This window comes from Pseudomonas sp. TH07, assembly GCF_016651285.1.
Taxonomy (GTDB): domain Bacteria; phylum Pseudomonadota; class Gammaproteobacteria; order Pseudomonadales; family Pseudomonadaceae; genus Aquipseudomonas.
Genome location: NZ_JAEKED010000001.1, coordinates 2367343 through 2385726, shown reverse-complemented (window position 1 = coordinate 2385726; position 18384 = coordinate 2367343). Strand labels below are relative to the sequence as shown.

The window sequence follows — 18384 nt, the reverse complement described above, 5'->3', positions numbered from 1 at the left end:
GATGGCCCTCCTGGCAAGTGCCCTGCTGTTTCTCGGCGCCCTGTTGCTGGTCGCCAACAGCCTGCTGGAACAACGCCGGCGCGAACGCCAGGTGACCCAGCGCCTGCAAGGCCATATGGTCCGCGACAACCGCCTGAGCAGTTGGCTGCGGATACTGGGGGACAGCCGCTTCGGCCAGCGCTCGGTGAGCATCGACAGCGAGACCCTGACCCTGCTCAACCGCATGGGCTGGCGCCGCGCCAGCCAGCGCTCGTTGTTCGCCGCCTGCCAGGTCGGCGTGCCGCTACTGGTGCTGGGCGTGGCGCTGTTTGTCCAGGAGCTGCTGTTTCCCCAAGCCGACAACAAATGGCTGGCACCGCTGCTGGCGGCGGGTGCCGGCTACCTGATTCCAAAGCGGGCCCTGGCCTACCTGGCCAAGCGCCGGCAGAAACTGATCGCGGTCGAGGTCTCCACCTTTATCCCGCTGCTGCGCATCCTCTTTGAGTCGGGCATGGCGGTGGAGCAGGCGTTGCGCGTACTGGCCAGCGAAGGGCAAAAACTTCTGCCGCAATTGACCCACGAGTTGCGCCTGATCCTGGCCCGGGTCGACTCCGGGCTGGAGCTGGGCCACGAATTGAACCAGACCGCCGTGCTGCTGGCGGTCGATGAATTCACCGACACCTGCGTGATCCTCCAGCAATTGATTCAACAGGGCGGCGGCGCGATGAAATCGCTGCAGTCGCTCAAGCAGTTGCTCGACGATCGGCGCCTGACGCGCCTGCAGGAATACATCTCGAAAATGTCGGCCAAGATGTCGGTGGTGATGATGCTGTTTCTATTCCCGGCCTTGCTGATCGTATTGGCAGGGCCTGGATTCACCGCCATCGCCCGGGCTTTTGCTTCCTAGAGGGAACCTGATGAAAGTCATACTCGCCATGATTAGCCTGGTGCTGCTCAGCGGTTGTGCCACCAATGGACAAACGCCTTGGGCCGCTTTGACGTCCTCAACCAGTTGCGCCAAGCCCAGCCCCGATCAGGAGCTGTCCCTGAGCCTGGCCGATGACATGGCCAATGAAGGCAAGCTGCACGCCAGCCTGGCCAACCTGCAGAGCCTGCCGGAAAACCTCAGTGAAGTACGCCTGCGCAAGGCCAAGGTCTACCGGCTGCTGGGCCGCAGCGAAGCCGAGCCGCTGTATCGCAGCCTGCTTGGCACTTGCCTGGCGGCCGACGCCGAGCACGGCCTCGGGCAGATTGCCGCCGGCCGGGGCGATAACGGTCAGGCCCAGGCCCATCTGCAACGCGCCGCGCTGCTGGCACCGACCAATGAAAAAATCCGCAACGACCTGGGCGTGGTCTACCTCAATCAACTGCGTATTGAAGACGCCCGTTTCGAGTTCCTCACCGCCATCGAACTCAAGCAGAACGACCCACTGGCAGCGGTCAACCTGGTGACCCTGCTGATCTATCAGGACAACTGGAAACAGGCGGCCGAGGTGGTCAGCCGCGCCGGCCTGAGCCCGGAGCAATTCAACCAGGCCCAGGAGCGCGCGCAGAAACTCAAGGCGCCGGTCGGCAGTTCGGCAGCCAAGGGCCAGGTCGCTGTGGTCGACGATCCGTTGTCACCGAGTATCAAGTAAGCCAAAGGAGTGCTCATGATGAAGCCGCAGACTCTTTGCTGCATCGCCCTGCTGATGCTGCCCGTAGCCGCCCAGGCCATAGAGCCGGGGCCGGCCTCGGCCCAGCAACAGGAAACCGAAGGCTGGTTGCTGCTGCAGAATCGCAACAAGGTCGCTTCACAGATCCCACAGACCGCCACACCCACCGAACGCGAGTTGGCACTGCAGCGCTGGCTGAAAAAATACAGCTACGAGATTCCGGACTTCTACGATCCGGATGCAGGCGGCAAGGTTTCTACCAAATAAGCGGCGGGCAGGTAACGGTCAATTAGCCACTGCCCGGCTTGGGCAGTGGTCCGGCCTAGTGGGCGGTCACCCCGCGCTGGCGCAACCCCGAATTGCTCGGAGACAGCGCCAGGGCCAATTGGGTGCGGTTATGCATATGGGTCAGGCGCAGCACCTGGGACACATACAGCTTCACGGTGTTTTCAGTGATGCCCAGCTCACAGGCAATCTGATAGTTGGTCTGGCCCTTGCCCACCAGTCGCGCCACATCCAGCTGACGCGGTGACAGTTGGTGGAAAATGGCCGGCATCTCGATGGCCTCGGCATCGCTGAGCGCCTCCGTGTCCTCGCCGCGTACGGTTTGCGGGGCGCGGCGCACCTTGTCGAGGTCCTGGTAGAGGTCGTCGATGGATTCGGAAAGAAATTGCAGCTTCTGGTTCAAGTGCCCCAGGTGCAGGTTTTTTTGCCGTTCCTGCAGGGCCACTTCCTGGCGTTGCAGGCCTTCGAGCAATTCGTCCAGATTGATTGGCTTCTGGTAGTAGTCGGCGATCCCGGCGCGCAGGGCCTTGATCACGTCCTGCTTCTCGGCGCGGCCGGTCAGCATGATGGCCTCGAACACCCGTTGTTTGCCGGCAATGCGTTGCAGCTCCTGCACCAGCTGAATGCCATCCAGGCCCGGCATATGTAAATCGCAGAGCACCAGGGAGATCTCAGCGTCTTCGCTGAAACGCTCGATGGCCTCGGGGCTTGATTCACAGGGGACACATCGGTAACCACTGCTCTCGAGAAACTCGCAGAGCTCTTCGACGATCAACGGTTGGTCGTCGACGACCAGCACCTTCATCTGCAATCTAGGCTTGTTCACATGTAACTCCATGCCTGGTCAGCCAGAGCCTGACCGCTCCTGTTCCGCCCGCAATAAGGGCCGATACACAAATTAAACCTAGACGTACTTTCCGACTATGTACATAGCGCTAGAGGGCACGGCGACTAGTGGATCCAGAGGACAGTCAAGACCATTCCCACCAGGACGAAAGGCGCGAAGGCGTATTTTTTTGACTGTTTTGGATCAAGATATTGCAGGCGCAACCTAAGTTTCTGACTTATATGGGGCCAGACTTTTGGCGCGAGCAACACCCAGAGCAGGCTGCTGACCCCGGCACCGATAAAGGTGCCTAAAAGATACAGATGATCGGTCGCCAGCCCCAACGCCGCCAGCAGCTTCACATCCCCCGCGCCCATGCGCGACATGGCGTAACCGGGCAAGGTGAACGCCAGGGCCAGCAGCAACGCCCAGCCGCCCTGCGCCGCATTGGCCCCCAGCCAGGTGCTGCCGGTCCATAACAGGTAAACCAGGGCCAACGCCGCCGCCCCCAGGGTCAGGCTGTTGGCGATATGGCGCTGATGGATGTCCTGCGCCGCGCAGAGTGCCAGCCAGATAAACAGTACGAAATACGGCATCCGGTAAAAAACGTCCCTTTTGGCGGAATGGTCCTATGCTCAATATCAGGCAGCCATTGTCAGGGTAGACGCAGTCATGAAATCGAGCCTCCCCCGCAAGCAAAAAGGCGCCGTGGCGATTGAATTCGCCGCGGTGTTCGTGATCTTTTTTGCCGTATTTTATGGTCTGGTCAGCTATAGCCTGCCGCTGCTGATGATGCAGTCATTCAATGAGGCCACTGCCGAAGCCGTGCGGCGCGCGGTGGCGGTCGACCCCAATACCGCCAACTACGGCACCACCGTGCAGAACCTCGCCAACTCGGTGATCGCCACCCAACTGGCGTGGATTCCATCGGCCTTCAACTTCGCCGCCACCGATTACAGCTCGGTGTACAGCGGCGGCGTGCTGACCGTGAGCGTGAACTACCCCACCAGCAAACTGAACCAGGTGGTGCCGTTTCTGGTACTGCCCGGGATAGGCACCGTTCCCAGCCTGCCAACCACCCTGACCGCCTCGTCGAGCCTGCAATTTTGAGTTCAGGAGACACCCTGTTCGACCGCATCCTGGGTCGCCAGGCGGCCCCTGCCCCTCTCGTTGTCCCTCAGGCTATCGGCTTGCAGTTGCAACTCGATGCCCAGGGCCGGGTGCTGCATATGGCCGGCCCGTTGCGCCATGCCCTGGGGCAACAGGCGCCCAGCGAGCAGCCGCCGCTACTGAGCGAATTTCTATTGCCCCACAGCCGCACCAGTGTCGAAGGCCGCCCGGCCGACTGGACCGGGCAGACCCTGGACCTGGACTTCGAGCGCCTGGGGGGCCAGGCCCTGCATTTGCGTGGCTGGGTCCAACCCTTGGCCGAGGGCTGGATCCTGCAATTGCTGGATATCGGCGACTTGCTTGAAGAGCGCGAGCAGGCGCGAATCCGCGAACACTGTCAGCAGTTGGCGGCGCACATCGGCGAACAGTTGCGCCTGTGCAGCATGGCGCGCCTGCCCGAGGTGCTGAACGAGCAACTGCAGAGCCTGGCCCAGCGCTGGCGCGTTCCCTGTATCGCCCTGGCCCTGCTCGACGAGCAGGACCAGCGTTGGCAGATCCACGGCTATTACGCCGCCCATGATGCCCCCGAGCTCTGGCACGTCGGCCAGGTACTGGGCACCAGCCTGGACAGTTTGAGCGGCAATGCCCCGCTGCACCTGAACCCGATCCATGGCCTCAGCGAGCACCCACGGCTGATCAGCGCCTTCGGCCATCACGAGGGTTTCCTGGTGCCCTACCGTGACGACCACGGCCTGGCCGCCTGGCTGCTGTGCGCGCCGTATCCGGTGCAGCATCTGGCACCGCAGTTGAGTGATCGCGACTGGCTGATGCTGGCTGCAGCCCTGGCCGGCCCCTTGCTCGGGCGCCTGCGGGAACAACGCCACCATCAGCACCTGGAGCGGCTCGAAGCCTTGCAGGATCTGCTCGGCACCGGCTGGTGGGAGCTGTACCCACATAGCGCCGAAGTGCAGTTGGCGCCGCAACTGACGGCCAGCCTGCAACTGGACACCGACACCACGCGCCTGCCTTTGGAAGACTGGCTGCAACAGGTGCACCCGGCCGATCGCCAGGAACTGGGCAGCCGCTTGCGCGACCTCGAACAGGGCAAGCCGCTGCTGTTGTGCGTGCGCCTGCTTCGCCCGGATCCGAGCCTGCCGGCGATCTGGTACCGGGTCCAGGGCCAGGCCCTGGGGGTGGGTGAAAACCAGCGACTGGTGGGGTTCATGCTCGACATCAGCGATATCAAGAACCAGGAGCAGCAGGCCGCGGCTGCCTGCGCCCGCTTGAACAACCTGATCGCCAGTTCGCCAGCGGTGATTTATGTACAGCGCTATGTCGAAGGCGCCCTGCAACCCAGTTTTTTCAGCGACAGCCTGCAGCCCCTGCTGGGCTGGACTCTGGCTGACTGCCAGAACGACTCGCTGCCGGAGCGCCTGCACCCGGATGATCGCGAGCTGTATTTCCAGCGCACCCGACAACTGCTGCGTGAAGGCGCGGTGCGCAGCCGCTATCGCCTGCGCGACAGCCAGGGCCACTACCACTGGCTGCTGGACGAAGCCAAATTGCTGCGCGACGACCTGGGCCTGCCGACCGAAGCGGTCGGGCTGTGGCTGGACGTCACCGAGGCGACCCAGAGCGCCGAGTTGGTCAGGCAGAGCGAGGAGCGCTACCGAATCCTGGTGGAAGATTCGCCAGCGATGATCTGCCGCTACCAGCCCGACCTGACCCTGACCTTCGGCAACCGGCCCCTGGCGGCGTACCTGGAGTACGCGCCCGCCGAACTGCCCGGCAGCAACCTCGGACAGTGGCTGTCGGACGAGCAACGGGAGGCCTTTGTGCAGCGTATCGGCCGGCTCAGCCCCGACGTACCGGTGAGTACCGCGGAAATCAGCCTGCAACTGCCGGGTCGCGAACATGCCTGGTGGGTCTGGTCGGACCGCGGCGTGTTCGATGCCCAGGGCCGGCTGCTGGAGGTCCAGGCCGTGGGCCGCGACAACACCGAAGTACGCCGCTCCCAACTGCAACTGATGCAGAGCGCGAAGATGGCCACCCTCGGTGAAATGGCCACCGGCCTCGCCCACGAGATCAACCAGCCGCTGAACGTGATGAGCATGGCCATCGTCAATGTCCTCAAGCGCCTGGGTAACGGTGATGTGCAGGTCGACTACCTGCAGGACAAGCTAAAGCGCATCGACGCCCAGGTCCAACGGGCCGCGCGGGTGGTGGACCATATGCGGGTGTTCGGCCGGCGCTCGGAGATCGAACAGCAGCCCTTCAACCCGGCACAGGCGGTGGACGGCACGCTGTCGTTGCTGGCCGAAGCGATGCGCGGCAAAGGTGTGGAACTGCGCATCAGCGACTTCGGTTTCGAGGTGCAGGTCCAGGGCTATGCCGATCAGCTGGAGCAGGTACTGATCAACCTGATGGTCAACGCCCGGGATGCGTTGCTGGGCAAGCGCGAGAAACAGCCGGACTTCCAGCCCTGGATCGCCCTGCACGCCGAGCGTGATACGCACAAGGTACGGCTGTGGGTCGAGGACAATGGCGGCGGTATCGACCCACGCCTGCTGGAGCGGATCTTCGAACCGTTTTTCACCACCAAGCCGGTGGGCGTGGGCACGGGGCTCGGGCTATCGGTGAGCTATGGCATCGTGGAAAACATGGGCGGCTACCTCAGCGTCGAGAACGGTACTGAAGGCGCGCGCTTCTGCATCGAACTGCCAATAATCCAGGCCGATCAGATCACCAGGTAAGCCTTGCCCGTCTGGCCACAGGTCAGGTTGGCGCCGACCTCGACATCCATCAGGTTGATCCCCAGGCTCGACAACAGGTTGTTCAGCACGGGGTCGAGCAACGGGCTCAGCACCGAGGTGATCAACGGCATCAGCAGGCTGGTGACACCGTTGACCAGACCGCCCACACCGGCGACGACCGAGCCCAGGGGGTTGGCGCCCACCGGTTGGTAGGTCACCAGGTTGATCCCCGCCAGGGTGGCCGCCAGGCTGCCGACGATATTGGTACTTGGCGCCGCAGTCTGGTAAGTCGGCGCCAGATTGACGTTGGGCGGTGTCGGGAACGGCGTACCGCTGGAGTACACCAAGTCCTGAGTGGTCTGCGCCACGCTGCTCTGCACCATAAGGCCCAGCCCTCCCGCGGCAAATGCCGTGCGCGCCGGACCACAGGTACCGATGCCGAGGATTTTGTGACAGGTCCAGATCCCCAGGTCGATCACTGCCACCGGCGTCACCGTGGGCTCGGCCGATGAGGAGAAGGCATTGGTCGGGTCAATCTTGCCGACCTTCAGATCAGCCAGCGAGGTAATGGTATGTGCGGTCAGACTCTTTGTTCCGACCGTGCCCGTCGGGCAGCTGTAGTCAGTGACATAGGCCACGCCACCGCCGGCATCCAGGGCGATGTCGACTTCCGGCGATGGCAGCAGCTCCGGGTCGATCTGCTGGCAACCGGCCCCCAACAGGCAACCCACCGAGTTGATGGTCGCCGCCAGGTTCAGGCTCAACAGACTGTTGATGGTCGGGGTCAGGTTGCCCACCAATCCCAGCAGGGCATTGGCAATCCCGGTGACTCCGGCCAGCCCGGTCACGTTCACCGAGACCAAGGTTCGTACCTGGGCGGTGCGCACGTAAATCTGGTTGGCTCCCAAGGGGTTGGCCTTGGCCAGCTTGGGATCGCCTATGGCCGACAATTGCGGCGGCTCGATGACCTTGACCCGCACCGTGACATTCGCCAGCCCAAGCACGCTGATCGGCAGGGTCGCCGCCACCGCGCTTTTGCTGTTGGACAACTGCACCATCGCCTGCACCAGTTGAAACAACTGCAAGTTGGCATTTAGCGCAGTCGTGGGCAGGCCGGTCTGCAGATTGAGCAGATCACCGAGCTTGACCGGTGTGGCATTGGCCGCCGCCAGTTGCAGGTTGCCCAGGGCGGTCATCACATCGGCCGTCGCGCCATTGGCCTGAACCACAGTGGCTGCCGCCTGGATCAACTGGGTAACGGTCACCGTGGTGTTGAGCAACTGGGTGTAGTTGCCGGCGGCCACATTGAGGTTGATCGCCAGTTGGTTGAGGTAACTGAGCAGGTTGATGTTGGTGTTGAGCAAGCCGGTCCAGCCCGCAGCCGTGACACTCACACTGCCGCCCAACAGCCCGCCGACAATTGGATTGAGCAGACTCGACTTGGTGCTGTCGATCGTCGCCAGCGTGCTGCGGATGGTCAACTGCGCCACGGACGGGGTGGGTACAGCCGCCACAGCGGTGGCGGTGAGCCGGGTATTGAAGCTGGCCGGACCGCCGGAAAACAGCGCGCCGATGCCGGCGGCGACACTGGTGGAAACCGCGTCGCTGGCAATCACCCGGACCGCCGAAGACTGAGTGGCATCCACCGTGTAGGTACGCAGGTTGTTGGCACCGGTCACCAGCGAGCCACAGGTGGTCACCAGGGTGGTATCGGCGTCGACGACAAAGCCGTTGCGTACCGCGCTTTGCCCGGCGTAGGCGGCAGCCGTCAGCCCGGACAGGCAGGTGCCGCCGCGGCTCACGGCTTCCAGCGCGGCGTTGTCGGCGACCCGTTGCAGCTTGCGCTGCTCCATGTACAGCCGACCGCTGTCGATCACCAGCAACATGAACAGCAGCGCCAGACCCAAGGTCACCGCCGCTATCAGGCCGATGGCGCCACGTTGGTGGCCCGGCCCGGAAAACTGCACACACCGATACACGGAGCACTCCTTTACCGGCGCGATGCCGGGTGCCATCTCCCTGGATGTTCAGCAGTGTAGTCAAGCCCGCGACAGCGCGCAGGCAAGGGGCCGACGCAGGCGACTGGCGGTGCCTGCGGGCGGGTGGGAAGGCTTAGCGGGGTGGGTAGTTGCTCAGGATGCGGGCCACGGTGGCACGCACTGCGGTGCTGCGGTCAGCCGGGTTCGGCGTGCTGCTGAGCATCTGCTCGTCGCTGCCGCGCCATACCAGCTTGCCGTCCTTGCCATCGAGCAGGTCGATCTGGATGGTCGCCACCTTGTAGGTGATATTGCGCGTCTCGTTGTACATCGGCCCGCCCCAGTAGCCATTCCAGGGCCCACCCCAACCGCCGCCATAATTGGTGGTGACTTGCTGCTGGCGGTCTTCGACGATCAGGTAGGCCTGCACATTCAGGTCAGGCCGGGTGCCCGCTGCGGCCGGACGCAGGCCACGCTGGTCCAGTTGATCGGCCACCGACTGGCGGATGCGCTGCTCGGTGAGGTCACTCTTGATTCGCGGGTCATCGGGCCGGTACTGCAGGCCGGGCTCTTTCCAGCTCCAGTTGCGGTAGGCGCCAAAGTCGCGACTGGCGTCGAAGTCATGGTTGATCTGGTTGGCGGCACAAGCACTGAGCAGCCCGGCAGCGACCAGTAAAGCGAGACGACGGAACATGATTTTTCTCCGGCTCAAGACAGGGACCTGAACAGTTGCCACTAGCTGGGAGGATACGCCTGCATGGCCTTTTCCACAGCCTTGCGCAACGCATCGGCACGTTCGCTCAAGCTGCCGCGGCTACTGGTCTCGGCGCTGGCGCTCCACACCGGCTGCCCGCTGCCGCCGTCGAACAAGTTGACCCGCACCACGACCACTTCCACCTCGTAGGTGCGCACCACCGGCACGCTGCCGTACATCCCGTAACCGTTGCCGTACCGGTTATAACCGCCATAGCCGCCGTAACCGTAGTCGTCTCGCTCCTGGCGCAGGCGCTTCTCCAGATGCAGGTCGGCACTCACCCACAGGTCGGCCGGCCGGTTGTCATGCACGGGGCGCAAGCCGCGCTGATCCAGGGCATTGCTGACCGCTTCGGCCACCTGCGCCGAGTCGGCCCAGGCCGAACCGCTGGGCAGGCGCCCGTTGAGCCAGGCCCAATTGCGGTAGCGTCCGTAGTCACGTTGCGGCGCCGGGTAGGCGCTGCGGTCGAAGGTGGTGGCCGCTTGCGGCGGCGCCGGCGGTATCGGCGTGGAGCTGGCGACGTAAGGATTGCTGCCCTGGCAGGCGGCAAGCCCGGTGCACAACAGGATCAGAGCAAGACGGCGGTTCATTTTGCGCTCCGTTAAACCGGACGACACATCCAGTGCAGATAACGCCCAAGCCCGGCAAAGCCTGGGTGACGACGGTGAGCCAGTTCCATTTCCAGTAAATCCACCAGCTCGGCACGGGCCTGGAACTCCACCGGCATGTAATCGTGGAACACCCGGACCCCGCTCTGGGTTTCGACCGTCCACAGGCCCTCAAGTTGCGCCGCCAGTTCGCGCGGATCAAGGGGCCGCTGCGGGGTCAGGCTCTGCTTCTCGCCGGCCATGTCGTTGCTGCGCATCTTGCGAAAGTGGCCCTTGAGCAGGTTGCGGTAAATCAAGGCATCGCGGTTATAGAAGGCCAGCGACAACCAGCCATCGCGGGCCGTCAGTTGATGCAGCACCGGTAGGATCGCGTGGGGCTCGGCCAGCCATTCGAGCACGGCATGGCACAGCACCAGGTCGTAGGGTTCGGTGAGCTGGCCCAGCAGCTCCTGCCACGGCGCCTGGATAAAGGTCGCCACCTGCCCGGCATCGGCGAAACGTTGGCGCGCCCCTTCAAGCATCGGTGCTGCGGGTTCGGCCAGGGTTACCTGATGCCCACGCTCGGCCAGCCACAGCGACATATGCCCCAGCCCGGCGCCGATATCCAGCACCCGCAATGGGCGATCCGGCAGCACCTCGGCGAGATCCGCCTGCAGCACCGCAAGGCGAATCGCGCCCTTGGCACCGCCGTAGATTTTTTCGGCGAAACGGGTCGCCAACTGATCGAAATGACGGTCGCTCATCAGCTGAACCGCCGTTCGCTGTCCGCCAGCTTGCTGCGAACCACCTGTTCCATGTCCAACCCCAGCTCGCTGCACAGCAGCAATAGATACAGCACGATGTCGCCGACTTCCTGGCCGGCATGGGCCAGCTTGTCGGCAGGCAGTTGGCGGGACTGGTCTTCGCTCAGCCATTGGAAGATTTCCACCAGCTCGGCCATCTCCACGCTGGCGGCCATGGCCAGGTTCTTCGGGCTGTGAAATTGCCGCCAGTCATTACGGTCGCGAATGGCGTGCAGGCGTTGGGTCAGTTCGTCTAGGTTCATCGGGGTCTCCTGAAGGCGTATAGCTTCGGGGGGATGGCCATGGGACGCAAGCACCGCGCACTATCGCCGGGCCGACGCCTGCTACAGAATGCCCGGCAGCTCTCACGCGCCAGCGGTTCTATGCTTGAAGGGAACTCGGCAGACGATCCAACGGCCCAAGGCACAGACCCGGCAAGTACGCCGCTCACTGATCAGGACACCCCCATGCAGGTAGAAAGCTTTTTCGAATGGCTCGGCCAGGCCCTGGGCTCGGTCATCCGTTTTATCGTCGATGGCCTCAGCGGATTGTTCAACGCCCTGACCCACGCCGGCGGCAACTTCGTCGACGGGCTGTCGCGGACCCTGGGCATGGACACCTCGATCATCAGCATCGCCGCGCTGATCATCGGCCTGATGCTGTTGTACTCGGCCGTGCGGGCCTTTATGCGGGCCTCGATCATCATGGGCATCATCTGGCTGATGCTCGGCCTGTGGCTGTTGAGCTGGGTCGTCCACTGAGCCACGGCCTGAGCCGCGCCTACCGGTAAAATGCCCTCCGGCCGCCGCGACAAGGTGCGCTGCGGCTACAATGCCCGCTCTCGCAAGGAGCCTGCATGCCCCCCCTGATTAACGACTGGCGCCACCGCCCGACCCACCGGCGGGTCTGGGCGCTGGCTGCGCCGATGATTCTCTCGAATATCTCCGTGCCCCTGGTGGCCCTGGTCGACAGCACCGTGATCGGCCACCTGCCCCACGCCCACCAGTTGGGCGCGGTGGCCGTCGGCGCCAGCCTCTATACCTTCCTCGCCTGGGCCATGGGCTTTTTGCGCATGGGGGCCACCGGCTTTGCCGCCCAGGCCGCCGGGCGTGGCGACGGCGCCGCGCTGCGGCAGATTCTGCTGCAAGGCCTGTTGCTGGCCATGGGTCTGGCGCTGCTTTTGGGGATGATCGGTGTTCCCCTGAGCGGCATGGCCCTGCAGCTGATGCAGCCCTCGGCGGAACTCGACCAGATGACCCGCGCCTTTTTCCACACCCGGCTACTCGGGTTGCCAGCGGCCCTGGCCAGTTTCGCCCTGGTGGGCTGGTTCCTCGGGACCCAGAATGCCCGGGCGCCGCTGGCGATTCTGCTGAGCACCAACCTGGTGAACATCGCCCTCAACCTGTGGTTCGTGCTGGGCCTGGATTGGGGTGTGGTCGGCTCGGCGCGGGCTTCGGTGATCGCCGAGTGGACCGGGGCACTGATCGGCCTGGCCATGACCCGCCCGGCCCTGCGCGCCTACCCGGGACAGATCGCCTGGCAGGCGCTGCGCCGCTGGCAGAGCTGGCGCCCGCTGCTGGCGGTCAATCGCGATATCTTCATTCGCAGCCTGGCTCTGCAATCGGTGTTTTTCCTGATCACGGTCCAGGGTGCACGCCTGGGGGATGCCACGGTGGCGGCCAATGCCCTGCTGCTTAACGGGTTGCTGCTCACCGCCCATGCCCTGGATGGCCTGGCCCATGCGGTGGAAGCCCTGTGCGGCCACGCCATCGGCGCCCATGATAGACGCGCCCTGCGCCGCTCACTGGTGGTCGCCTGCGGCTGGTCGCTGCTGGCCAGCCTGGGGTTTGCCGCGCTGTTCCTGCTGGCCGGCCATCTGTTTGTCGAGATGCAGACCAACATCCCCGAGGTGCGCCAGACCGCCTTTATCTACCTGCCCTACCTCGCTGCCCTGCCGCTGATCGCGGTCTGGAGCTACCTGCTCGACGGCCTGTTCATCGGTGCCACCCGCGCCCGTGAGATGCGCAACGGCATGCTGCTCAGCGTGTTGATGCTGCTGCCCTTCGCCTGGGCCCTGAGCGGTTTCGGCAACCACGGCCTGTGGCTGACCTTTTTGCTGTTCATGGCCCTGCGCAGCCTGACCCTGGCGGCCTTTGCCTGGCACTTGGAGAAAACCGACGGCTGGTTCGCCAAGGCTCACTGAGCGGGCGTGGCGCCGACGAATTCGGTCACTCGGTCGAGCACCGGCGCCAGGCCGCGCAAGGGCCGCGACAGCGCCGCCACCAGGGTGCCGTGATTGGTTCTGGAGAAGTAGAACTCCTGCACCGGCACCCCGGCCCGGCGCAACGTATTGGCCAGGCCGCCGGTGTTACGTTGCGGGTTGACCAGGGAGTCCTTGCTGGACGCCATCAACAGCGCTGGCGGCGCCCCACGGCTGACATGGTTGATGGGCTGCGAGTCGGGCGGTGAATCCGGGTAGAAGAACACCGGGCGCACGTCCTGGTTGGCGATCGGCAAAAAGTCATAGGGGCCCGCGAGGCCGATCCAGCCCTTGATCAGCGCCGGGCTCAGGCCCTGCGCCGCCAACAGGCTCGGGTCCAGGGCCAGCATCGCCGCGTTGTAGGCACCGGAGCTGTGGCCCATCAGATACAGGCGCGCCGGGTCGGCGCCGTAGTCGGCAATATGCCGGTAGGTCCAGGCCACCGCTTGCGCCCCGTCCTGCAAAAATGCCGGGTAACGCACTTGCGGGTACAGGCGATAGTCGGCCAGCACCACCACCATGCCCCGTGAGGCCAGGGCCTCGCCGACAAAACCGTAGTCTTCGCGCGAGCCGCTGTTCCAGCTGCCACCGTAGAAAAACACCACCACCGGGGCATTCGGCACTGCTGATTTGGGCTGATAGATGTCGAGCTTCTGCCGCGGATCGCTGCCATAGGCAATCCCACTGACTTTGCTGAACGAACTGCTGGGGGTCAGGGCATTGAGCACCTTGAGCGGCGAGCACCCACTGAGTATCGCCATCAGCACCCCACTGACCGCCAGCACCCACACCCGTATCCGTTTATTCGACATCGCGCTACCCCAGGTTCGGTGGTTCGGGCGCCAGGCCCTATGCAGCAGGCTAGCTGGCGTGCAGGGATGCACAGGCAAAAAAAATCGCGGTCTGCGCCGGCACCTACAAGGTAGGAACCGGCAAAGACCGCGATCGTTCAGCCGTGTAAGGGCTTTATCAGCTCGACAGGTACGACGAGCGGGTCAGGCCCAGACGCAGGGCGTCGAGGAACTGGGTGCGCTCCGAGGCGCTGATCTTGGCGCTGGCGCATTTGTCCCGGTAGTGGGTCATCAGCTCTTCGGGCGACAAGTGCACGTAGCGCAGCATATCTTCGATGGTGTCGTGGGTTTCGATACCCGCGCTGTACACCGAGCCGTCGGCCTTCTGATAGATATTCACCGAGTCCGTGTCGCCGAACAGGTTGTGCATGTCGCCAAGAATTTCCTGATAGGCGCCCACCAGGAAAATCCCCAGCAGGTAATCCTCGCCTTCTTTCAGGGCGTGCACCGGCAGGCTGGTCTCGATGCTCTGCTCGTCGACGTACTGCTTGATCTTGCCGTCGGAGTCGCAGGTCAGGTCTTGCAGCACCGCACGGCGCAGCGGCTCTTCGTCGAGGCGGTGCAGCGGCAGGATCGGCAGCACCTGGCCGATGGCCCAGGTGTCGGGCAGGCTCTGGAACACCGAGAAGTTGCAGATGTACTTGTCGGCCAGCTTGTCGTTGAGCTCGTCCAGCACCTGACGGTGGGAACGCTGGCGGGCTTTCAGCGAGTTGTGCAGGCGGCGGCACACGGCGAAATAGCACTGCTCGGCCAGGGCTTTTTCCGCCAGGGTCAGCTTGCCGTCGGCGTACTGGGCCGCAACGTCACTCATGTAGTGGGTCGCGCGCCAGTAGGTCTCGGTGACCATCTCGATATCGGTCGGGCCCAGCAAGTCCACCAGCCATTGCACGGTTTCCGGCAGGCTTTCCTTGTTTTCGATCAGCGGTACGTCGTCGTTGTGTTTCTCGACGTCGGTCACCTGCACCACCAGCATGGCGTGGTGCGCGGTCAGCGAGCGGCCGCTTTCGGAGAAGATGTTCGGGTGCGGCAGGTTCTGCGCATCGCAGAATTCCTTGAGCATGCCCACCACCACGCCAGCGTAGTCGTCCATGTCGTAGTTGATCGAGCTGGCGTTGCGCGAGTGAGTGCCGTCGTAGTCCACGCCCAGGCCGCCGCCGACGTCGATGTGATCCACCGGCAGGCCGAGGTTGCGCAACTCGCCGTAGTAGCGGATTGCTTCCTTGAAGCCGTGCTGGTAGTCCGCCAGGTTGGCGATCTGCGAACCCATGTGGAAGTGCAGCAAACGGATGCCCTGGTCCAGGCCGGCCGCGCGGAAGCGCTCGACCACCGACAGCAGCTGCGCCGCCGACAAACCGAACTTGGACTTCTCGCCACCGGTGTCGGCCCATTTGCTCGATGCCAGGGACGACAGGCGCACTCGCAGGCCAACCTGTGGCTTGACCTTGAGGTTGGCGGCTTCTTCGATCACCAGGCCGACTTCGGATTCTTTCTCGATCACGATAAATACGTTGTGGCCCAGCTTCTGGCCCATCAGCGCGAGGCGGATGAACTCACGGTCCTTGTAACCGTTGCAGACGATGGTGCCGCCCTTCGGTGCCAGGGCCAGGACCGCCAGCAGCTCGGGCTTGGAACCGGCTTCCAGGCCGATCGAGACGTCCTGGGTGGCGATGATGTTTTCGATCACCGCTTCCTGCTGGTTGACCTTGATCGGGTACAACGCGGTGTATTTGCTCTGGTATTCCAGGCGCTCGATGTTCGAGTCGAAGGCACCGGTCAGTTGGCGCACGCGGTCCTGCAGGATATCCGGGAAGCGCACCAGCAGCGGCAAGGACAGGCCGCTTTTGCGCAGCTCGTCGACTTGCTCGTAGAGGTCGATGGGCGAGCTGTTCGGACCGTTCGGACGAACTTCGACGCGACCGGCGTCATTGATCGCGAAATACCCGGCCCCCCAATGGCGAATCCCATAAACACTGCGGCTGTCCGCAACTGTCCATTGGCTGCCATCGTCTTTGCGTGTGCGTCGTACGGACATCGAAGTCCCCTATAAAGAAGTCATAGAGCGCCACCCCTATCGAAGGCTGGCGCAGTCTAAAGAATGAAAATGACGATTAGCCTGCAACGAGGGGGTAGACCTCAGTTGCCGTGCCGAGTTTAGAAACCGGTCATGAACAGGCTCTGTGAAAACCATGGAGACGACGCACGAGCCGCTATGAACCGGCTGCATCAAGTCGAGGGGGTGGTTTTCACAGAGGCTGCTAGCCGCCGGACTTCTTCGCTTTGAAACCGTGTTTGATCAGCTCGGCCAAGAGTAGCTCGACATGATCACCCTGGATCTCGATCACGCCGTCTTTCAACGCGCCACCGGTGCCGCAACGCTTCTTCAAGCTCGTTGCCAGATCCTTGAGCGCGTCTTCGGCCAGGGGCACGCCGGTGATGGTGGTCACCGTCTTGCCGCCACGCCCCTTGCTTTCGCGACGCACGCGAGCAATGCCGTCGCCGGCCGGGATAGCGGTTTGTTTGCAGATGCAGGCTGCCACCGGCTGGCTACAGTCCGGGCAATGTCGACCTGCGTCGGTGGAAAATACCAGGCCACCAAGGGCGGCGAAGGATGCGGCTTTTTTGGCCACCGGCAATCCTCTTGGGAGGACAAAGACTGGTCGAAGCACAAGGCCGTGCCATCGACCGCGAAGCCCCACTCAGGCAGGGGCAGCGCTACTGAACCGGGGCGCCGATAAAAGCACCGCCGGTTCAGCTTGAAAAGTCGCGCAGTGTAACGGCAAAAAGCCCCGTTGCTAAGAGCCAATCAGCGTCAATTTATGCAACTTTAACGACGTCGGGCCAGATAGCGTTGCAGGGCCGCCAGAGAGTCCGGGCAATAGGGCTTTTCCTGGATTTCCTGCAGCACCACATCGATCGGCAGAAACCGCGCTTCCAGCACCTCTTCGGGCTGCAGGCGCAGGGGACCGTCCCACACCGCGGAGAACGCCGAGCACCAGAGGCGGTTGCCGGTGTCCTCGAAGTAAAAGTGGTCATGGGCGGTCAGCTCGACGCCGCCCACCCCCAGCTCTTCTTCCAGTTCACGGGCCGCCGACTCGGCGTAGGTTTCGGTGGCGAGCACCATGCCCCCTGCCGCCACGTCCCAGTAACCCGGGTAGATGGCCTTGCTCAGGGTACGGCGGTGCACGCACAGCTCACCGGCAGAGTTGAACAGCAGGATATAGGTGCCACGGCCGATCAGCCCGCGCTCGCGCAACTGCGAGCGGACCATGGCCCCGAGCAATTGGTCTTCACCGTCGACCCAGGCGATATGTTCTGCATCCGAGGCCGCACGGTGCGCGGCCTCGTCGTGGGAGGCGGACATGAATCAGCCCTGGTTCAGCAGTTGACGCAGGTCGATGACTGCGGCGTTGGCGCGGGAAATATAGTTGGCCATGACCAGCGAGTGGTTGGCCAATACCCCGAAACCGCTGCCGTTGAGGATCATCGGGCTCCATACGGGCTCCTGCGAAGCCTCCAGTTCACGAATGATCTGACGCACGCTGACGGTGGCGTTCTTCTTCGCCAGCACGTCGGCGAAATCGACTTCAATGGCGCGCAGCAGGTGCGACAGCGCCCAGGCCTGGCCACGGGCTTCGTAGAACACGTTGTCGATCTGCATCCACGGGGTCTCGACCACTTCTTCATCGACCTGCGGCACCTGGCCCACGGCCGGCGCTTCGGTTTTCAGCGACGTATTGAGCTTGACCCGGCCAACGCTGGCCGACAGACGCTGGGACAGCGAACCCAGGCGGGTGCCGACGTCGCCCAGCCAGTTGTTGAGGTTGTCGGCGCGGGCATAGAACAGCGCGCCCTTCTGGTTTGGATCGGACAACCGAGCCTGGTAGCGGCTCAGGGAATTGATGCCATCCTGATATTCCGATTCGCTGGACGGCAGCACCCAGCTCTTGTTGTCGAAGTTGAAGCGCGGCTCGGCCTTGGCCAGGTCGGCATCTTCAGCGGACTGCGACTGCGAGCGGGCGAAATCCTTGCGCAGGGCGCGAGTCAGGTCGCGGACCTGGACCAGCACGCCGTACTCCCAGCTCGGCATGTTGTCCATCCACAGGCCCGGCGGAAAACGGTCGTTGGAAATATAGCCACCCGGTTTGTCCAGCAGGGTCCCGGCCACGGTCTTCAGGGTTTCCACCGTGGTGTAGCCGATGACCATCTGCTTGCCTTCTTTCTCGGCGGCGATCTGGGCATTCTGCTGCACCGGAAACAGTGCCGGCTCCTGGCTCCAATACCAGCCCAGGGCAATGGTCACCAGCAGGTAGAGCCCCACCAGGGTGGCCAGGGCGCGGCTGAACAGCAGGCCACCGAAATAGCTGCGTGTCGCCGACTTGGGTTCGGCAGCACGATCCGGCGCGCTGCCTGCGCGATTCTTCCAGTCCAGCATGGCTATATCCTTTCAATCACTTGAGTTCATCGGTTCGACCACAACCCTACTCCATCGTGCCGGGCACCGAGCGGATTAATCGCCCGTGACCCGGAGCACCGCCGCAGATCGAC

The 18384-nt window shown here is 63.6% G+C and carries 19 protein-coding genes; 7 read left to right on the top strand and 12 right to left on the bottom strand.

The annotated features are described in order from the left end of the window. Nucleotide 1: 1 nt before the first annotated feature. From JFU57_RS11145 to JFU57_RS11135, 3 genes are read left to right on the top strand one after another with little or no spacing between them, the layout of a single operon-like run. Complete coding sequence (locus tag JFU57_RS11145) at nt 2–886, top strand: type II secretion system F family protein (protein WP_201129273.1); 885 nt, start codon at nt 2–4, stop codon at nt 884–886. Nucleotides 887–896: 10 nt separating this feature from the next. Beyond that, nucleotides 897–1616: a tetratricopeptide repeat protein gene (locus tag JFU57_RS11140; protein ID WP_201129272.1), complete on the top strand. Its 720-nt coding sequence runs from the start codon at nt 897–899 to the stop codon at nt 1614–1616. An 18-nt stretch (nt 1617–1634) separates the two neighbouring features. Further along, the gene (locus JFU57_RS11135; protein WP_020299174.1) at nt 1635–1901 is read left to right on the top strand and encodes a DUF3613 domain-containing protein; all 267 of its coding nucleotides are present in this window, start codon (nt 1635–1637) and stop codon (nt 1899–1901) included. 55 nt (nt 1902–1956) lie between these two features. Here JFU57_RS11135 and JFU57_RS11130 read toward each other — a convergent pair whose 3' ends face one another. Continuing rightward, nucleotides 1957–2757, bottom strand: a complete 801-nt coding sequence (locus JFU57_RS11130) for a response regulator transcription factor (RefSeq protein ID WP_207202177.1) — start codon at nt 2755–2757, stop codon at nt 1957–1959. A gap of 113 nt (nt 2758–2870) precedes the next feature. After that, the gene (locus JFU57_RS11125) at nt 2871–3341 is read right to left on the bottom strand and encodes a prepilin peptidase (RefSeq protein WP_020299172.1); all 471 of its coding nucleotides are present in this window, start codon (nt 3339–3341) and stop codon (nt 2871–2873) included. 76 nt (nt 3342–3417) lie between these two features. On the opposite strand from JFU57_RS11125, the gene JFU57_RS11120 reads away from it, so the two are divergent. Both JFU57_RS11120 and JFU57_RS11115 read left to right on the top strand, forming a co-directional pair. Then, a complete protein-coding gene (locus JFU57_RS11120) occupies nt 3418–3855 on the top strand; it encodes a TadE/TadG family type IV pilus assembly protein (RefSeq protein ID WP_078469644.1) in 438 nt (145 codons plus the stop codon). After that, nucleotides 3852–6608 carry an ATP-binding protein gene (locus JFU57_RS11115; RefSeq protein WP_201129270.1) on the top strand — a complete coding sequence of 919 codons (2757 nt, stop codon included), beginning with the start codon at nt 3852–3854 and terminating at the stop codon, nt 6606–6608. Before JFU57_RS11120 ends, JFU57_RS11115 begins: the two co-directional genes overlap by 4 nt. Here the strand turns inward: JFU57_RS11115 and JFU57_RS11110 are convergent. The 5 genes from JFU57_RS11110 to JFU57_RS11090 form a co-directional block, all read right to left on the bottom strand. After that, nucleotides 6593–8623: a pilus assembly protein TadG-related protein gene (locus JFU57_RS11110; protein ID WP_078469642.1), complete on the bottom strand. Its 2031-nt coding sequence runs from the start codon at nt 8621–8623 to the stop codon at nt 6593–6595. The genes JFU57_RS11115 and JFU57_RS11110 overlap by 16 nt on opposite strands. 97 nt (nt 8624–8720) lie before the next feature. Further along, on the bottom strand, nt 8721–9278 hold the full coding sequence (locus JFU57_RS11105; protein WP_201129269.1) for a DUF4136 domain-containing protein: 558 nt from the start codon (nt 9276–9278) through the stop codon (nt 8721–8723). A gap of 41 nt (nt 9279–9319) precedes the next feature. Then, nucleotides 9320–9928, bottom strand: coding sequence for a DUF4136 domain-containing protein (locus tag JFU57_RS11100; RefSeq protein WP_078469640.1), 609 nt, complete (start codon nt 9926–9928; stop codon nt 9320–9322). 11 nt (nt 9929–9939) lie between these two features. After that, on the bottom strand, nt 9940–10689 hold the full coding sequence (locus JFU57_RS11095; protein ID WP_078469639.1) for a methyltransferase: 750 nt from the start codon (nt 10687–10689) through the stop codon (nt 9940–9942). Further along, on the bottom strand, nt 10689–10991 hold the full coding sequence (locus tag JFU57_RS11090) for a MazG-like family protein (protein ID WP_078469638.1): 303 nt from the start codon (nt 10989–10991) through the stop codon (nt 10689–10691). Before JFU57_RS11090 ends, JFU57_RS11095 begins: the two co-directional genes overlap by 1 nt. 204 nt (nt 10992–11195) lie before the next feature. Here JFU57_RS11090 and JFU57_RS11085 point away from each other — a divergent pair, with 204 nt between their 5' ends. Both JFU57_RS11085 and JFU57_RS11080 read left to right on the top strand, forming a co-directional pair. After that, complete coding sequence (locus JFU57_RS11085) at nt 11196–11489, top strand: hypothetical protein (RefSeq protein WP_020299164.1); 294 nt, start codon at nt 11196–11198, stop codon at nt 11487–11489. Nucleotides 11490–11584: 95 nt separating this feature from the next. Next, nucleotides 11585–12931, top strand: coding sequence for an MATE family efflux transporter (locus JFU57_RS11080; protein ID WP_201129268.1), 1347 nt, complete (start codon nt 11585–11587; stop codon nt 12929–12931). Here the strand turns inward: JFU57_RS11080 and JFU57_RS11075 are convergent. The 5 genes from JFU57_RS11075 to JFU57_RS11055 all read right to left on the bottom strand — a co-directional run bounded on the left by JFU57_RS11075 (nt 12925) and on the right by JFU57_RS11055 (nt 18271). Beyond that, a complete protein-coding gene (locus JFU57_RS11075; protein WP_201129266.1) occupies nt 12925–13800 on the bottom strand; it encodes an alpha/beta hydrolase in 876 nt (291 codons plus the stop codon). The two genes, JFU57_RS11080 and JFU57_RS11075, sit on opposite strands and share 7 nt — an antisense overlap. 157 nt (nt 13801–13957) lie before the next feature. Continuing rightward, nucleotides 13958–15871 carry an arginine decarboxylase gene (gene speA, locus JFU57_RS11070; protein WP_020299161.1) on the bottom strand — a complete coding sequence of 638 codons (1914 nt, stop codon included), beginning with the start codon at nt 15869–15871 and terminating at the stop codon, nt 13958–13960. 223 nt (nt 15872–16094) lie between these two features. Beyond that, nucleotides 16095–16466 (bottom strand): translation initiation factor Sui1, encoded by a 372-nt coding sequence (locus JFU57_RS11065; protein ID WP_020299160.1) that lies wholly within the window; start codon nt 16464–16466, stop codon nt 16095–16097. A 197-nt stretch (nt 16467–16663) separates the two neighbouring features. Beyond that, nucleotides 16664–17200 (bottom strand): NUDIX hydrolase, encoded by a 537-nt coding sequence (locus JFU57_RS11060; RefSeq protein WP_020299159.1) that lies wholly within the window; start codon nt 17198–17200, stop codon nt 16664–16666. Nucleotides 17201–17203: 3 nt separating this feature from the next. Further along, nucleotides 17204–18271, bottom strand: a complete 1068-nt coding sequence (locus JFU57_RS11055) for a DUF2333 family protein (protein ID WP_020299158.1) — start codon at nt 18269–18271, stop codon at nt 17204–17206. Nucleotides 18272–18384 lie beyond the last annotated feature (113 nt).

Coding starts and splice junctions, on each gene's coding strand:
- JFU57_RS11145 (WP_201129273.1), top strand. CDS start 2: ATGGCCCTCCTGGCAAGTGCCCTGCTGTTTCTCGGCGCCCTGTTGCTG.
- JFU57_RS11140 (WP_201129272.1), top strand. CDS start 897: ATGAAAGTCATACTCGCCATGATTAGCCTGGTGCTGCTCAGCGGTTGT.
- JFU57_RS11135 (WP_020299174.1), top strand. CDS start 1,635: ATGAAGCCGCAGACTCTTTGCTGCATCGCCCTGCTGATGCTGCCCGTA.
- JFU57_RS11130 (WP_207202177.1), bottom strand. CDS start 2,757: ATGGAGTTACATGTGAACAAGCCTAGATTGCAGATGAAGGTGCTGGTC.
- JFU57_RS11125 (WP_020299172.1), bottom strand. CDS start 3,341: ATGCCGTATTTCGTACTGTTTATCTGGCTGGCACTCTGCGCGGCGCAG.
- JFU57_RS11120 (WP_078469644.1), top strand. CDS start 3,418: ATGAAATCGAGCCTCCCCCGCAAGCAAAAAGGCGCCGTGGCGATTGAA.
- JFU57_RS11110 (WP_078469642.1), bottom strand. CDS start 8,623: ATGGCACCCGGCATCGCGCCGGTAAAGGAGTGCTCCGTGTATCGGTGT.
- JFU57_RS11105 (WP_201129269.1), bottom strand. CDS start 9,278: ATGTTCCGTCGTCTCGCTTTACTGGTCGCTGCCGGGCTGCTCAGTGCT.
- JFU57_RS11100 (WP_078469640.1), bottom strand. CDS start 9,928: ATGAACCGCCGTCTTGCTCTGATCCTGTTGTGCACCGGGCTTGCCGCC.
- JFU57_RS11095 (WP_078469639.1), bottom strand. CDS start 10,689: ATGAGCGACCGTCATTTCGATCAGTTGGCGACCCGTTTCGCCGAAAAA.
- JFU57_RS11090 (WP_078469638.1), bottom strand. CDS start 10,991: ATGAACCTAGACGAACTGACCCAACGCCTGCACGCCATTCGCGACCGT.
- JFU57_RS11085 (WP_020299164.1), top strand. CDS start 11,196: ATGCAGGTAGAAAGCTTTTTCGAATGGCTCGGCCAGGCCCTGGGCTCG.
- JFU57_RS11080 (WP_201129268.1), top strand. CDS start 11,585: ATGCCCCCCCTGATTAACGACTGGCGCCACCGCCCGACCCACCGGCGG.
- JFU57_RS11075 (WP_201129266.1), bottom strand. CDS start 13,800: ATGTCGAATAAACGGATACGGGTGTGGGTGCTGGCGGTCAGTGGGGTG.
- speA (WP_020299161.1), bottom strand. CDS start 15,871: ATGTCCGTACGACGCACACGCAAAGACGATGGCAGCCAATGGACAGTT.
- JFU57_RS11060 (WP_020299159.1), bottom strand. CDS start 17,200: ATGTCCGCCTCCCACGACGAGGCCGCGCACCGTGCGGCCTCGGATGCA.
- JFU57_RS11055 (WP_020299158.1), bottom strand. CDS start 18,271: ATGCTGGACTGGAAGAATCGCGCAGGCAGCGCGCCGGATCGTGCTGCC.